The sequence below is a fragment of the Brachybacterium atlanticum genome (assembly GCF_025669985.1).
In the GTDB taxonomy this organism is placed as follows: Bacteria; Actinomycetota; Actinomycetes; order Actinomycetales; family Dermabacteraceae; genus Brachybacterium; species Brachybacterium conglomeratum.
Genome location: NZ_JAKJJW010000007.1, coordinates 1 through 14,936, shown reverse-complemented (window position 1 = coordinate 14,936; position 14,936 = coordinate 1). Strand labels below are relative to the sequence as shown.

General features: G+C 73.6%; 15 protein-coding genes. 9 read left to right on the top strand and 6 right to left on the bottom strand.

The features are described 5' to 3' along the window. The first annotated feature begins 128 nt into the window (after positions 1-128). Both L3K22_RS04980 and L3K22_RS04975 read left to right on the top strand, forming a co-directional pair. Positions 129-1,823, top strand: a complete 1,695-nt coding sequence (locus L3K22_RS04980) for an HNH endonuclease signature motif containing protein (protein ID WP_263310431.1) — start codon at positions 129-131, stop codon at positions 1,821-1,823. Between the two features lie 19 nt (positions 1,824-1,842). Then, positions 1,843-2,403: a GNAT family N-acetyltransferase gene (locus tag L3K22_RS04975; protein WP_263310430.1), complete on the top strand. Its 561-nt coding sequence runs from the start codon at positions 1,843-1,845 to the stop codon at positions 2,401-2,403. Here L3K22_RS04975 and L3K22_RS04970 read toward each other — a convergent pair. Continuing rightward, entirely contained in the window at positions 2,373-2,573 is a 201-nt protein-coding gene (locus L3K22_RS04970; RefSeq protein ID WP_263310429.1) for a hypothetical protein, read from the bottom strand. The genes L3K22_RS04975 and L3K22_RS04970 overlap by 31 nt on opposite strands. 96 nt (positions 2,574-2,669) lie before the next feature. Here L3K22_RS04970 and L3K22_RS04965 point away from each other — a divergent pair, with 96 nt between their 5' ends. From L3K22_RS04965 to L3K22_RS04935, 7 genes are all read left to right on the top strand, one after another. Then, the gene (locus L3K22_RS04965; protein ID WP_263310428.1) at positions 2,670-3,497 is read left to right on the top strand and encodes an AraC family transcriptional regulator; all 828 of its coding nucleotides are present in this window, start codon (positions 2,670-2,672) and stop codon (positions 3,495-3,497) included. Continuing rightward, on the top strand, positions 3,494-3,874 hold the full coding sequence (locus L3K22_RS04960) for a DUF3224 domain-containing protein (RefSeq protein ID WP_263310427.1): 381 nt from the start codon (positions 3,494-3,496) through the stop codon (positions 3,872-3,874). Before L3K22_RS04965 ends, L3K22_RS04960 begins: the two co-directional genes overlap by 4 nt. A gap of 31 nt (positions 3,875-3,905) precedes the next feature. Further along, positions 3,906-4,397: a pantetheine-phosphate adenylyltransferase gene (gene coaD, locus L3K22_RS04955; RefSeq protein WP_263310426.1), complete on the top strand. Its 492-nt coding sequence runs from the start codon at positions 3,906-3,908 to the stop codon at positions 4,395-4,397. Between the two features lie 4 nt (positions 4,398-4,401). Next, positions 4,402-4,989 (top strand): YceD family protein, encoded by a 588-nt coding sequence (locus tag L3K22_RS04950; protein WP_263310425.1) that lies wholly within the window; start codon positions 4,402-4,404, stop codon positions 4,987-4,989. Then, positions 4,989-5,741 carry a ribonuclease III gene (gene rnc, locus L3K22_RS04945; RefSeq protein ID WP_263310424.1) on the top strand — a complete coding sequence of 251 codons (753 nt, stop codon included), beginning with the start codon at positions 4,989-4,991 and terminating at the stop codon, positions 5,739-5,741. The genes L3K22_RS04950 and rnc overlap by 1 nt, the downstream gene beginning before the upstream one ends. Positions 5,742-5,745: 4 nt before the next feature. After that, a complete protein-coding gene (gene mutM, locus L3K22_RS04940) occupies positions 5,746-6,684 on the top strand; it encodes a bifunctional DNA-formamidopyrimidine glycosylase/DNA-(apurinic or apyrimidinic site) lyase (RefSeq protein WP_263310423.1) in 939 nt (312 codons plus the stop codon). 63 nt (positions 6,685-6,747) lie between these two features. After that, positions 6,748-7,377: a response regulator transcription factor gene (locus L3K22_RS04935; protein ID WP_263310422.1), complete on the top strand. Its 630-nt coding sequence runs from the start codon at positions 6,748-6,750 to the stop codon at positions 7,375-7,377. A 3-nt stretch (positions 7,378-7,380) separates the two neighbouring features. Here the strand turns inward: L3K22_RS04935 and L3K22_RS04930 are convergent, their stop codons facing one another. The 5 genes from L3K22_RS04930 to L3K22_RS04910 are packed head-to-tail and all read right to left on the bottom strand — an operon-like array spanning position 7,381 to position 14,469. Further along, complete coding sequence (locus tag L3K22_RS04930) at positions 7,381-8,490, bottom strand: sensor histidine kinase (RefSeq protein ID WP_263310421.1); 1,110 nt, start codon at positions 8,488-8,490, stop codon at positions 7,381-7,383. Continuing rightward, positions 8,487-10,136 carry a thiol reductant ABC exporter subunit CydC gene (gene cydC / locus L3K22_RS04925; RefSeq protein ID WP_263310420.1) on the bottom strand — a complete coding sequence of 550 codons (1,650 nt, stop codon included), beginning with the start codon at positions 10,134-10,136 and terminating at the stop codon, positions 8,487-8,489. The genes L3K22_RS04930 and cydC overlap by 4 nt, the downstream gene beginning before the upstream one ends. Beyond that, positions 10,133-11,815 (bottom strand): thiol reductant ABC exporter subunit CydD, encoded by a 1,683-nt coding sequence (gene cydD / locus L3K22_RS04920; RefSeq protein ID WP_263310419.1) that lies wholly within the window; start codon positions 11,813-11,815, stop codon positions 10,133-10,135. The genes cydC and cydD overlap by 4 nt, the downstream gene beginning before the upstream one ends. Then, positions 11,812-12,894, bottom strand: coding sequence for a cytochrome d ubiquinol oxidase subunit II (gene cydB, locus L3K22_RS04915; protein WP_263310418.1), 1,083 nt, complete (start codon positions 12,892-12,894; stop codon positions 11,812-11,814). The genes cydD and cydB overlap by 4 nt, the downstream gene beginning before the upstream one ends. An 18-nt stretch (positions 12,895-12,912) precedes the next feature. Beyond that, positions 12,913-14,469 carry a cytochrome ubiquinol oxidase subunit I gene (locus L3K22_RS04910; RefSeq protein ID WP_126985200.1) on the bottom strand — a complete coding sequence of 519 codons (1,557 nt, stop codon included), beginning with the start codon at positions 14,467-14,469 and terminating at the stop codon, positions 12,913-12,915. Positions 14,470-14,936: the final 467 nt, after the last annotated feature.

Below are 14,936 nucleotides of genomic sequence, written 5' to 3'. Positions count from 1 at the left end.
CGTCCCGGTTATCCACAAATTCGGGCAAGGTGACGGCACCTCTGGAGAATGTCGGATATTGGTCGTAGAATGAGGAGCACGGAGCGGTCGACGAAGAACGCTCATCACGACGCGGGGGAGGAGGAGCGATGGGAGACGACCCACGCCTCGACGTCCCGTCGCGCCCCGCATCTGCCCGCCCCGCATCTGCCCGCCCCGACGACCCTGTTGCCTCCATCCCTGCCGCCTCCGTCCGTCCGGGCGAGCCTCCGCCCCGCCCCGTGCGGGCCCGCCGGCCCCTGACCCCGCAGTCCCTCGTCGAGCGCGCCGACGTCGCACCCCGCACCGCCGAGGCGGAGACGGTGCTGCGCATCTACCGCCGGCGCCGCGAGCAGCAGGCCGCCTTCTACGTCGCCGAGATGCAGGACCTCGCCTCCCTCTGGATTGAGGAGGACGAGGGCGACGAGAAGGCCCTGCACGCCCTCGCCGCCGCAGTGGGCCTGCGCACGAAGCTCGGCCGGGGCGAGGTGCGGCTGCGCGACGCGCACGTCGCCGTCACCGACCTGTCCGCCTGCTTCGCCCGCGTCGGCGCCGGGGAGCTGCCGGTGGACTGGTTCGAGTGGCTGCTGCGCAGCGTGCTGCGGCTGACCTCCCACCAGCGCCGCCAGGTCGATGAACGGGTCGCGGCCTGGCAGCTCGACGCGATCGACGTGGAGCGCTTCTACCGCGAGCTGCGTCTGCTGATCGACTGGTACGGCCGCGCCGCCGTGCAGGAGACGCCCCGCGAGCAGCGCGCCGTCCACCTCACCCCCTCCCCGGACGGCGGCGGCACCGGCTGCCTCACCGTCGTCGGCCCGATCCCCGAGCTCCTCGCGCTCGGCCGCCGCCTCGACGCCGCTGCCCGCGCCGTCCAGGACGCCCAGCGCCAGGCGCTCGAGACCGGAGCGCCGATCCCCTTCGACCCCGACGGCGACGTCGCCCGCGAGGGCCGGCCCATGCCGCTTCCCGCGCTGCGCTACGCGGTGATGACACGCTCCCAATTCGCGACCGGCGGGGTCGAGGTGCCTGAGCCCGCCTTCCGGATCTCCGTCGTCGTGCCGATCCTGACCCTGCTGGGCCGCTCGCACGCGCCCGCGACGCTCGACGGCACCATCCCGATCCCCGCGCGCATGGCCCGCGAGCTCGCCGCGAAGGCGCCGGCCTTCGAACGCGTCCTCGCCGACCCGGCCAGGGGCGGCTACGCCCCCGCCGCCTCGAGGACCTACCGGGTCAGCCGCGCGATGGCCGAGAACCTGCGCCTCATCGACCCCGTCTGCGCCGTCCCCGGCTGCGACTGCAACGTCATGACCGTCGGCGAGAGCGACCACATCGAGGAGTTCGATCTCGAGCACCCCGCCCGCGGCGGCCCCACCACGATCGAGAACCTGCACCGCCTCTGCCGCCGCCACCACCGCATGAAGACCGCAGGCCTCCTCGACCCGGTCCGGGACGAGACCACCGGCGTGACCCGGTGGAGGATCGGCGAGCTCGCCGTCTGCGACTCCAGGCCCGACGGCGACCTCGTCACCCGTGAGCTGGGCCAGCAGCTCCGCCGCGCCTGGGAGCAGTACGAGGCCGATCTCGAGTTCGAGGCGATCCTGCACAGCGGCGCGCTCGACGAATCGCCGCAGGAGCGACTCGACGCGATCGAGGAGCAGCGCTGGGGCGAGCATCTCCTGGAGTACTGGTCCCGACCTGACACCGGCGGCGCCGAACCCGACGACCCGGACGGTCCCCACGGCCCCGACGTTCCAGGCCCGCCCGGGCTCGACCCCCGCGACGGCTACGGCCCACCGCCCTTCTGAGCCCGCGTACCCTGGCGCGATGACCCGCACCCTCGACGAGCTCGACTGGCCGCTGCACACCGACCTGCTCACCCTTCGCCGCGGCCGGAGCGAGGACGCCGAGGCGGTGTGGCCCTGGTACGGCCTGCCCGAGGTGCAGGAGTGGACCACCACCCTCAGCTCCACCCTCGCCGACCATCAGGAGTGGTGGGACCGCACCCTCGACACCTGCGTCGTCGGCCTCCGGGACGGCCGGATCGTCGCCGCCGGGAAGATCGAGCGGCAGGACGCCTGGTCCCAGGCCGGCATGCGCGAGCAGGCCGCCGGCCAGCAGGCCGAGATCGGCTGGGTGCTCGATCCGGCCGTGCAGGGCCGCGGACTCGGCACCGCCTTCGCCGCCGCGCTGCGCGACATCGCCGTGGACGGGCTCGGCGTGCGCCGCGTCGAGGCCTGCTGCTTCGCTGAGAACCTCGCCTCCCGCCGCGTCATGGAGAAGATCGGCATGCGCCTCGAGGGCACCTTCCGCGAGGAGTCCCTCCACCGCAGCGGGCGCTGGCTCGACGGGATGAGCTACGCCCAGCTCGCGAGCGAGGTGCGCTGACCGCTCAGCCCCTGCCGAGCGCGTGCGAGGGGCCGGAGAGCATCGCGTACTCCTTCCGACCAGAACCGCGCCAGCGGCTCGGTCTCGAGCGCATTGAGGGTGATCATCGCCAGGCGCGCGACGGCGGCCTGCGAGCGGTCGGGGGCGGAATCGGGGGGCGTCGTCGTCATGCCTGTCACACTGCCCCCATGGCGTCGGACGGCGATAGGACGAACGCGACGGGACCGACCGGCGCGCGATCCCACCTGCACACGTCCCACCCGCACATGCACGGCCATGTGCTGCGGCCCGAGGAGTTCCTGCGCCGCGCCCGCTACGACCACGCCCTGCCCGACCCGGCCCTGCGCCGCTGGGTGGACCGCTACTGGTCCGTGAGCTGGGACCTCGACCCCGGAGAGGTCCACCGCGCCGCGACCCTCGACGAGCCCGCGATCCACCTTACCCGCGAATGGGGCGGCATCCGGCGCGCGGGGGCCGACGGCGGCGGCACCTGGGTCACGGGCCCCGTCACCCGGGGCCGCTTCGACGTCGCCCAGACCGGCGCCGGGGGAGTGGTCGGCATCCGCTTCCGGCTCGGCGGCACGCGGGCGTTCACGCGCGGCGAGCCGGTGGCGGCGCGGGATCGCTCGCTCCCGGCCGCGGAGTGGTTCGGGGCCACGATGCCGGGGAGCGTCGGCGCCGGCGGCGCGGCGACCGCGACCGAGGCGGCGCCGCTGCTCGACGGCTGGCTGTGCGCGCTGGAGCCGGCCGACGCCCCGGGCTTCGAGGATCTCCGCGAGGTGCTGGACGTCCTGGCCGATCCGGCAGTCACCTCCGTCGCGGAGCTCGAGCGGCGCACCGCCCGCTCTGCTCGCACCCTCCAGCGCCTCTTCCGCCACCACCTCGGCGTCGGCCCCAAGCGGATCCTGCTGCGCGCCCGCGTGCAGGACGCGATCGCCGCGATCGACCGCGGCGACTCCCGCCCCCTCCCGGACCTCGCCCACGACCTCGGCTGGTTCGATCAGTCCCACTTCATCCGCGACGTCCGCGCGATGACGGGCATGACGCCTTCGTCCTACGCCCGCCGCACCGGCGACGGCATACTGGAGCCATGACCAGCCACACCGCCTCCTTCACCGTGCAGATGGCCCCCGGCGCCCCGATCGACGGCGCCGCCGACCGCTTCTCCCTGACCAAGACCTGGACCGGCGAGGCCGAGGGCACCTCCCGCGGCACCATGCTCACCGCCGGCGACCCCGAGACCGGCAGCGCCGGCTACATCGCCAGCGAGCTCTTCGAGGGCAGCCTCGGCGGCCGCAGCGGGACCCTCGCCCTCCAGCAGCTCGGCACCATGACGGGCGGCGCGCCTGCCCTGCAGTACGTGATCGTCCCCGGCTCCGGCACCGGTGACCTCGCCGGCACCACCGGCACCCTCGAGATCGGCGAGATCCACGACGACGGCCGCCACGAGGTGCGCTTCACGCTGGGCTGAGCCGCTCCCCGCCCGCACTAGAGTGACCGCCATGACCACCGTCGTCCTGCCCGGCTCCTTCGACCCCTTCACCCTGGGCCACCTCGACCTCACACGGCGCGCGACGGCCCTCGGCCACCACCTGATCGTCGCCGTCTCCCATAACCCCTCCAAGAAGGGGCTGCTGGACCTCGAGCAGCGCACCGCAGCGATCCGCGCCGCGCTCGCCGACGAGGGCCTCGCCGAGCAGACCGAGGTGCGCACCCTGCCCCGCGGCCTGCTCGTCGACTTCTGCCGCGAGGTCGGAGCAGACGCGGTCGTGCGCGGGCTGCGCTCCCAGCTCGACCTCTCCTACGAGGAGCCGATGGCGCGGATGAACCACCACCTCGCCGAGACCGACACCGTCTTCCTCCTCACCGACCAGTCCCTCGCCCACATCTCCTCCTCCCTCGTCCGCGAGGTGCACGCCCTCGGCGGTGACGTCTCCGACATGCTCCCCGCCGCCTCGCTGGAGGCGCTGCGCACCGCCTCTGACCTACGCTGAGCAGATGACCACCGACGCCATTCCCACCTCGCCGCTCGACGACGCCCTGCGCTTCGACGCCGTCGACCTCGTCGGCCGCACCGGCACGCACCGCCGCGTCGAGCACACCGTCCCCGCCCCGGCCCGCGAGGCCGGCGGCCTCGCCATGCAGGTCTCCGAGGGCGAGCCCATCGCGATCGAGCTCGAGCTCGAATCCGTGGTCGAGGGCATCTACGCCCACGGCACCGTCACCGCCCACCTCGAGGGCGAGTGCTCGCGCTGCCTCGACCCCGTCGACCAGGACATCGCCACCCGCTTCGACGAGCTGTTCCTCTACCCCGAGAAGGTCAGGGCCGAGGAGCGCGAGGACTCCGTCCTGCTCGTCGACGACGAGGTGCGCCTCGGCCCCGTGGTGCGCGACACCCTCGCGGTGGAGGCCGACGAGCGACCCCTGTGCCGCGAGGACTGCCCGGGCCTGTGCGCCCAGTGCGGCTTCCGCATGGAGGACGACCCCGACCACCACCACGAGGTCATCGACGAGCGCTTCGCCGCGCTGAAGGGCCTGTTCGACGAGGACCCGAAGGACGACGACGCGCAGGACGGGAAGGCCTGATGGCGCGCAGGCGCCGCGCCGCCGAGGCCGCCGCCCCCCAGGGCCTGCTGGACACGCTGCCGCTGGACGCCGGGCAGGCCGCGGACCTCACGGACTCCGGGCTGCTCGATCTCGCGCTCACGCACCGCTCCTACTCCTACGAGCACGACGGCCTACCGCACAACGAGCGGCTCGAGTTCCTGGGCGATGCCGTGCTCCAGCTCGCCGTCACCGAGCACCTCTACGCCGCCCACCCCACGCTGCCCGAGGGCGACCTGGCCCGGCGCCGCGCCGCGACCGTCTCGACCCGGGCGCTCGCCGTGATCGCCTCCCGCCTCGACCTCGGCGCTTTCGTGCGCCTGGGCCGCGGCGAGGACCTCACCGGCGGCCGCGCCAAGGCCTCGATCCTCGCCGACACCACCGAGGCCGTGATCGGCGCGGTCCATCTGGCGCTCGGCCAGGACGTCTCGCGCCGCTTCGTGCTGGACCTGCTCAGCCCGATGCTCGACTCCGACGAGTTCCTCGAGGCCGGCTACGACTTCAAGTCACGCCTGCAGGAGATCGCCGCCGCGGAGGGCAAGGACGTGGTCTACGCGCTCACGGAGTCGGGCCTCGAGCACCAGAAGACCTTCACCGCGACCGTCACCGTCGAAGGGGTCGTCACCGCCCGCGGCGACGGCGCCTCGAAGAAGGACGCCGAGCTCGCCGCCGCCCAGAACGCGGTGCGCGGCGTCCTCGCCGAGCGCGGCGAGTCCCTCATCCCCAGGGGCTGATCCGATGCCTGAGCTGCCCGAGGTCGAGGTGGTGCGGCGCGGCCTCGAGCCGCGCACCGTCGGCCGCACGATCACCGCGCTCGAGGTGCTCGAGCCCCGCTCCCTGCGCCGACAGGCCGGGGGAGAGGACCGCCTGCGCGCGGCCCTCATCGGCTCCCGGCTCACCGCCGTGGTGCGGCGCGGAAAGTTCTTGTGGTGGCGCCTCGCGGAGCCGGGCGGGGCCGAGGCCGGGGAAGCACTGATGGCGCACCTCGGCATGAGCGGACAGCTGCGGATGAGCACGCCCGGCGCGACGGCCGAGCCGTCGGTGGAGCTGTCCGAGGGCCCGGCCTCCGACCCGATGCGGCACCGCCGCGTCAGCCTGCACCTGGACGACGGGGCGCGGCTCGACTTCGTCGACCAGCGGATCTTCGGCGGGCTGTGGACGAGTCCGCTCCTCGAGGCAGAGGGCGGGGCCCTCGCCGGCGTGGGCAGCCCCGACGCCCTGCTGCCGGAGGGCGCCTCGCACATCGCGCGCGACCTGCTGGATCCGGCCGCGGACCTGTCCGGTATCGCCCGGGCGCTGCGCTCCCGGCGCAGCGCCGTGAAGACGCTCCTGCTGAACCAGGAGATCGTCTCCGGGATCGGGAACATCTACGCCGACGAGGCGCTGTGGGCGGCGCGGATCCGGTACGACACCCCGGGCACGGCTCTCGGCCCCCGTCAGGCGCCGGCGCTGCTGCGCGCCGCCCGCGACGTGATGGAGCGGGCGCTCGAGGTGGGAGGGACGAGCTTCGACGCGCTGTACGTGAACGTCGACGGGCGCAGCGGGTACTTCGCGCGGAGTTTGAACGCGTATGGCAAGGAGGGCGAGCCGTGCCCGCGCTGCGGCACCGTGATGCGGCGCGTGATGCACGCGAACCGCTCCTCGCACTTCTGCCCGCGATGCCAGCGGGGACGCTGAGACCCGCGTCGTCCCCGGTGCGATAGATTTCGACGTGCCCGCCGAGATGAGGAAGGACGCCACGTGACAGCGACCCAGCAGGACGGCCCGATCCGCGTGATGCTCGTCGACGACCACGAGGTGGTCCGCCGCGGCATCGTCACCGCGATCGACGCGAGCCCCGCCCTCACCGTGAGCGGCGAGGCGTCCTCCGTCGCCGAGGCGACCCGGCGCCTCCCCGCCATCCGCCCCCAGGTGCTGCTGGTCGACCTCCAGCTGCCCGACGGCACCGGCATCGACGTCATGAAGGTCGCTCGCGAGCTCGACCCCGAGCAGAGGATGCTGGTGCTGACCAGCTTCGACGACGACGCCGCGCTGCGCGAGTCACGCGCCGCGGGCGCCGCCGGCCTGATGCTCAAGTCCGCGCGCTCCCAGGAGATCGTCGAGGCGATCCAGGCCGTGCACGCCGGCCGCCCCGTCTGGCCCGCCGATCACGTCGAGGACGGCCCGGACCTGTCCGAGTCCGACCAGCGGATCGTCGAACTGATCGGCGACGGGCACTCCAATCGCGAGATCGCGGGCGCCCTCGGCATCGCGGAGAAGACGGTGAAGAACCGCGTCACCGTCATCCTGCAGACCCTCGGCATGCAGCGCCGCACCCAGGTCGCGGCGATGGTCGCGGCCCGCCGACGGGCGGGCTGGAAGACGCAGTAGGCGTCACGCCACCGGCAGCGTCACCCGCCAGGAGATCATCGTGCCCGGCTCGAGGGTGATCGCGTCCACCCAGCCCGAATGGCGCCGGGCCCGCGAGGACATGTTCGCGAGCCCCGAGCGGCGCCGCACCGTCGGGTCGATGCCTCGGCCGTTGTCCGAGACGTTCACCTGCACCACCCGGTCCACGCCCTCGGAGAACACGCTCACGGAGACCGCGACCGCGCTGGCATGCGCGTGACGGGCGGCGTTGGCGAGGCACTCCCGCACCACCGCGACCACGTCGTCGGCGATCTCCGGCGGCAGCTCCGAATCCATCTCCGCGGGATGCGGGGGCAGGCGCAGCGAGGGCACGAACCCGAGGCCGGCGGTCGCGAGCCCCACCTCGCGGCGCAGCTGCTCGGTGAGCGTCGCCTCCGCCCGCTCCCGGCGCAGGGACTGCACGATCAGCCGGATCTGCGCGACCGCGTTCTCGACCCCCTGCACGGAGGCCGCGACCGAGGAGCGGATCCGCGCCTTCGACGGGGTCACGTCCGGGGAGCCGAGGGAGCCCACCAGCCCCTCGAGCTCCATCCCCACCGCGAACAGCTCCTGGATCGCGAGGTCGTGCAGATCGCGCGCGATCCGTCCGCGCTCGTCGTCGATCTCGGAGTCGGCCTGCAGGGTCGGCACGCGCAGGGTGAGGCCGACGAGCCCCGCGAGCGCGTCGAGCCGCTCCCGGTCAGCGGCGCTGAACTCCTCGGAGCCCTCCGGGCGCAGCACCCCGAGCAGCCCGGTGCCGTGCTCGGCCGCATCGATCACGGCCAGCATCGCGCGGCAGCTCTCCTCGCCGAGGGCGAAGGTCTCGATCCGCTCGAGCGCCTCGGCGTCGGCGTGCTCGAGCGCCACGCCGATCGGATGCGCGGCGGGCACCTGCTCGCCGAGCAGGGCGGGGGCGTCGGGCCCGTCGACCATCTCGATCGTCCACGCCTCGCGGTCCAGGGGCATCACCAGCACGGCGCTGCGGGCGCCGAGATCGGTGCGGGCCGAGCGGAGCATCAGGTCCAGCAGGTCCTCGGTCTCCCCGCCGGCGAGGACGGCGCCGGCGAGGTCCTGGATGCGGGGGCGGTCTCTCATCGGGGCTCTCCGATCCTGAGGACGGGCGTGTCGGCGGGGACCGCCTCGGGGCGATGGGTGACGACGACGACCGTGGACGAGGCCGGGACGAGGGACTCGTCGCCCGGGGTGAGCAGCGCCGCGAGCAGGGCGTCGCCGCGGGCGGTGTCCAGGTGCTCGGTCGGCTCGTCCAGCAGCAGCACCGGTCCGCGACGCACCACGGCGCGGGCCAGGAGCAGGCGGCGCCGCTCGCCGCCGGAGACCGTGGTCCCGTCCGGGCCGAGCATCGTGTCGAGTCCGTGGGGGAGGGTCGCGAGCCAGTCGTCGAGGCCGACGGCCGAGAGCGCCGCGAGGGCCTCCTCATCCGTCAGGTCGCCGCGGACGACGCGGAGGTTCTCCCGCAGCGTGGTCGCGAAGACGTGCCCGTCCTCGGCGAACATCGTCACCGCCTCGCGCAGGGAGGCGGCGTCGGTCGAGACCTCGCCGCCCAGCGGGGCGAGGAGTCCGGCGAGGGTCGCCAGCAGGGTCGACTTCCCGCTGCCGGAGGGGCCGACGACCGCGAGGCGGGAGCCGGGGAAGAGGTCGAGGTCGAGGCCGCGGACGCACGGGGCGTCGGGGGACCAGCCGGCCGTGAGGTCGCGAGCGGTCAGGCTCGCCGTGGCGGGACGCTCGGCGGGGACCGGGGCGGAGCCGTCGCCCGCGCCGCCCTCGCCGATCAGGGCGTCGAGGCGCTCCGCGGCGGCGCGGGAGCGGGCGTGCTGGGTCGCCGCGGCGGGTAGGGCGGTCGCCGCCTCGAAGGAGGACAGCGGCAGCAGGAGCAGGATCCCGATCTGCCCGGCGGAGAGGTCCCCGGCGGACCAGGCGGCGCCCGCGGCGAGCAGCGATCCGGTCACCGCGAGGACCATGCTCGCGGGCACCGCGGCGGCCGCGAGCGCGGCGGGGCGGGCGGCCCGGTCGATCGCGGCGTCGTGCGCGGCCTGCGCGGCGGCGACGCGGGCGAGGGCCCCGTCGAGCCGGCCGTCGACCCGCAGCGAGGTGGCGTCGTCGAGGATCTCCAGGGACCGGGAGGTGACGTCCCCGCGGGTGGTGAGCACGGCCTGCTCGGTGAGCGCGGCGGCGCGGTGCGCGAAGTACGGCGCGGCCAGCGTCGCCAGCAGCAGCGAGGCCGCCATCGCGGCCGTCGCGGGCAGGGACAGCGGTGCGAAGGTCGCCAGCACCACGACGAGCATCACGGCCGCGACCACGGCGGGCACGATCGCCTTGATGACGTGGTCGCCGAGCTCCTGCGCGTCATCGCCCAGCCGGGAGAGCAGCTCGCCGCGCCGCAGCCGCGTCAGGGCGTCGTCGGTGCGGGAGGCGAGCGCCGTGAACAGCGAGGTGCGCAGCGAGACCACGCCCCGCAGCGCCACGTCGTGGGTGAGCATCCGCTCCAGCCAGCGGAACACGCCGCGGGAGACGCCGAGGGCGCGCACCATCACCACGGCGACGGTCAGGTCGAGCACCGGCGGCATGGTCCAGGCGCGCGTGACGAGATAGGCGGAGACCGCGGCGAGCGCGAAGGCGGAGCCGAGGGTCGCGACCGCGGCGAGGACCGCGGCGAGGAGCCGCGCGGGCGGGATCGCGAGGGCGCGCTCGGCGCGGCGCAGCGGGGCGACCTGGGCGGTCATGCGGCGACCTCCGCTCGCGAGTCGACGGAGACGATGTCATCGGCCGCCTCGACGAGGCGGGAGCGGTGGGCGACGACGAGCACGGTGCGGCCCTGTGCGCGCAGCTCGCCCAGCAGGTCCAGCACGATCTGCTCGGCGGCGCCGTCGAGATGGGCGGTCGGCTCGTCGAGCACGACCAGCGGGGCGGGGGAGAGCAGGGCGCGGGCCAGCGCCAGGCGCTGCCGCTCGCCGAGGGAGAGTCCCTGCCCGCGGCGGCCCAGGTCCGCGTCGAGGCCGCGGTGCGCGATGACGGCGTCGAGGCCGACGGCGGCCGCGGCGGCCCCGAGCTCGTCGTCGTCCGCGTCCGGGCGGGCGCCGGCGAGGACCTCGCGCAGCGTGCCGGGCGGGAGCACGGGCCGCTGGGGGAGCAGCGCGATCTGGTCCCAGAGGCTGCGGCGCTCCAGCTCGCGCACGTCGGTCGCGGTGCCGTCGGCGGCGATCACCTCGGCGCGGCCGTGCTCGGGCTCCAGCAGGCCCAGCAGCACCTGCACGGCGGTGGTCTTCCCGGCGCCGGAGGGGCCGGTCAGCGCGGTGATGCGGCCGGGGCGGACCTCGATCTCCGCCGCGTGCGGGGCGAGCCCGTCGCGCGAGGCGACGCTCACGCCGCGCAGGGCGAGGGTCGCGCCGGCGAGGTCGGGGGAGGGGCGGGTCCCGTCGGCCGGGGCGTGCTCGTCGAGCACCTCGAAGGCCGCGCCGACCGCGGCGAGGCCGTCGGTGGAGGAGTGGTACTGGGAGCCGACATTGCGCAGCGGCTGGTACACCTCGGGGGCGAGGACCAGCACCGCGAGCGCCGGGGCGAGGTCCATCTCCCCGTAGACGAGCCGCATGCCGATCGAGACGGCGACCAGCGCCACGCACAGGGTCGCGAGCAGCTCGAGCACCATCGAGGAGAGGAAGGCGAACTTCAGCGAGCCCATGGCGGAGGAGCGGTGACGGTCGCCGAGGGTCTCCACCACCCGCTCCGGGCCGCGCTCGCGGCCGAGGGCGCGCAGGGTGGGCAGGCCCTCGACGAGGTCCAGCAGCTGGGACCACAGGGAGCGCATGTCCGCCAGCAGCCTCTCGGAGCGGCCCACGGTCATCTTCCCCACCAGGATCATGAACAGCGGCACGAGCGGCAGGGTGACCAGGGCGATCACGGCGCTGAGCGGATCGAGCAGCGCGATCGTCAGCAGGCACAGCGGGGTGACCGTCGCCGAGAGCATCAGCTGGGGGACGTAGCCCACCAGATAGGGGCGCAGCTTCTCCAGCCCCGTCGTCGCCAGCGCCGTCACGTCCGCGCCGCGGCCGGCCCCGGCCCGCGGGCCGAGCCGGGCGGCGTGGGCGAGGACCCGGGCGCGCAGGTCGCTGATCGCGGCGGTCGCGGCGCGGTGCGCGGTCGCCTCCTCGACCAGCACCGCCCCCGCTCGCACGGCGAGCGCGAGGACCAGCAGGGCGAGCATCCCCGGGGCGTCCGCGGGGACGTCCCGCTCGACGAGCAGGCGCGCGCCGAGGTGCGCGATCACCAGCGCCGTGACGATCACGGACGCGGCCTGGACGAGTCCGAGGACCACGGTCCGCGCGACATGGGCGCGCGCGGCGCGCACCTCCCGGACCAGACGGGGGTCCAAGGGCGCTCGCCGCGCGCGCGTGGGGGTGCTCACTCCTGGCCGAACGCTTCCCGGTAGCCCGCCCGGGCCCGCTCGACGAGGCCCTCGCCGGGGGCGGGGGAGTCCTCGTCGGTGATCCGATGGCGGAAGACCCGGTAGGTCCAGATCGTGTACGCGATGACGATCGGCAGCAGGATCGCGAGGGCGATCAGCATCACCGTCAGCGCATGCTCGGTCGAGGAGGCGTTCGCGACGGTGAGCGAGTTCGCCGGGTCGTTCGAGGCCGGCATGACGTACGGGAACAGGCCGCCGAACAGGGTGATCGTCGCCGCGGCGATCGCGGTGGTGGTCGCGCCGAAGGCGAGGCCCTCACGACGGGCACGGCCCAGCGGCACCACCGCGATCAGCGCCGCCGCCGCGATCGCGAGCGGGATCAGGGTCCACGGCGTGTTCGAGTGCGCGAGCTGGAACCACAGCAGGTAGGCGGCGCCGGCCACGATCGTCGGCCACACGAGCCGGCTCGCGAGGCGGTGGGCGTCCTGGCGCAGCGGGCCCTCGATCTTCAGGGTCAGGTACAGGGTGCCGTGCAGCCAGAACAGCAGCACGAACACGAGCCCGCCCAGCAGCGCGAAGGGGTTCAGCAGACCCAGCAGCGAGGTGGTCACCCAGTGGTTCTGGTCGATCGCGACGCCGGCGACGATGTTCGAGAAGGCCACGCCCCACAGCAGGGCCGGTGCGAAGCCGCCGATCACGTGCACCACGTCCCAGGAGGTGCGCCAGCGGTCGTCCTCGTGCTTCTCGCGCCACTTGAAGGCGCACACCCGCACGATCAGCACCAGCAGCAGGAGCAGCAGGGCGAGGTAGAAGCCCGAGAACAGGGTGGCGTACCACTCGGGGAAGGCCGCGAAGAGCAGCGCGCCGCCGGTGATCACCCACACCTCGTTGCCGTCCCAGACGGGGCCGATCGTGCGCAGGATCGTGCCGCGGGTGCCGGGGCCGCGGCGCCAGAAGGCGGCCACGTTCATCTGCACGCCGAAGTCGAAGCCCTCGAGCACGAAGTAGCCCAGGAAGAAGAAGCCGATCAGCGCGAACCAGAGGGTCTGCAGGACCGTGGGGTCGAGCATGGTGTCCATGAGCAGGTGGGTCCCTTCTCAGTAGTCGAAGGAGAGGGTGGGCGTGTCGAGCTCCTCGGTCTCCGGGTCCCGCTGCGGAAGCGGCGCGCCCTTCAGCGCGGCCTTCTGCATCATCCGGAACCAGATCACGGCGAGGACGCCGTAGACGAGGGTGAAGGCGACCAGCGAGGCGAGCACCATCCACGAGGGATGGGCGGAGACGCCCTGCAGCGTCATCAGCCGCACCGTCGGGTCGTCGGGATTGGGGTGGACGACCCAGGGCTGACGCCCGATCTCGGTGAACACCCAGCCGGCGGAGTTGGCGAGGAACGGCATCGGGATCGCGAGCACGGCGAACCACTGGAAGGCCTTCGAGCCCGTCGTGCGGGCGTTCTCGCCCTTGCCGCGGGTGACCCACAGCGCCCAGAGGGCGAGGATCCCGCTGAACGCCGCGAGGCCCATCATCAGGCGGAAGGACCAGTAGGTGACGAAGAGGTTCGGGCGGTAGTCGACCTCGACCTCCTCGCCGTGGATGTTCGTCGCGGTCTCGCCGAACTCCTCCTTGTACTGGGCGTTGAGGTCGTCGACGCCCTGCAGCGTCGCATCGAAGGTGCGGGTGGCCAGGAACGAGGTCACGTACGGCACCTCGATGAGGTGGGTGACGTCCCCGCACTGCTCGGCGAAGGCGTCGGGGCCGCCGATGGTGAGGATCGAGAAGCTCGCACCGGTCTCCGTCTCGCACAGCGCCTCGGCCGACGCCATCTTCATCGGCTGCTGCTTGAACATGATCTGGGCCTGGAAGTCGCCGGAGATCACCAGCACGATCGCGGAGACGAACATCGCCACCACGCCGAAGCGGACGGTGGGCCGGTAGAGGTCACGGGCGGCGCGATGCTGCTCCTGGCCCTCCTCCGTCTCCAGCCCCATCTCGCGGGCCGCCCGGTGATGCTTGACCATGTGCCAGGAGGCGACGCCGGTGAGGAACGCGCCGGCGACGAGCCAGGCGCCGGAGACGACGTGGGGGAAGGCCGCCATCGCCGTGACGTTCGTGAGCACGGCGAGGATCGAGCCCTGCGAGGGATCGAGCTCGGCCCGCCCCGTCTCGGGATTCAGCAGCGCGCCGACGGGATGCTGCATGAACGAGTTCGCGGCGATGATGAAGTAGGCCGAGAGCGTGGTGCCCAGCGCCACCGCCCAGATCGTCAGCAGGTGGATCTTCTCGGGCATCTTGCCCCAGCCGAAGATCCACAGCCCCAGGAAGACGGACTCGAGGAAGAAGGCGGCGAGGCCCTCCAGCGCCAGCGGCGCCCCGAAGACGTCGCCGACGAAGCGCGCGTACTCGGACCAGTTCATCCCGAACTGGAACTCCTGCACGATGCCGGTGGCGATGCCGATGCCGAAGTTCACGATCAGCATCGAGCCGAAGAACTTCGTCATCCGGGTCCAGGCGTCCTTGCGCACGGGATCCTTCGCGAACACGGCACGGGTGTTCATGATCGCGACGAGCAGGGACAGCCCGATCGTCAGCGGCACGAAGATGAAGTGGTACACGGTGGTGATGCCGAACTGCCACCGTGCCAGGTCGAGGGCTTCCATGGATCCTCCCGAGTGGACGACACGCTGGCATGAAAACTAGAGCGGCCGCGCATACCGCCCCGGGGACCATGGTCCCCCTTCCGCGGCGGCAGATGCACGCTGTGCCATACTGGCTGAGGCACTCTCCTGCTCCGTACCGGGCGGGGGAACCTCCCGGCGTCGTGACGTCGAGCACCGGCCACGCGGACTCACCGCGACCGCAGTGCTCCCCGCGATCGGCATCGCAGCGCTCCCGCGTGGAGCTGCGCGACGGCGAGGGCCAGAGACTTCCGTCCCCAGGGACGATGACCAGACGGGGCCAGGGTGCGCTGGCCCTCCAGAAGGAGACGGCCGCATGGCTGACAGCACCCAGAAACCCGAGAACGACGCGTCGAACGACGGAGCACCCCCGGCGCGGCGACGCCGCCGCGCGGGAGCCCCGGCCGGCGCCCCCGCCGTGACCCCGGAGCCCGCCGCGGCGCCGGAGG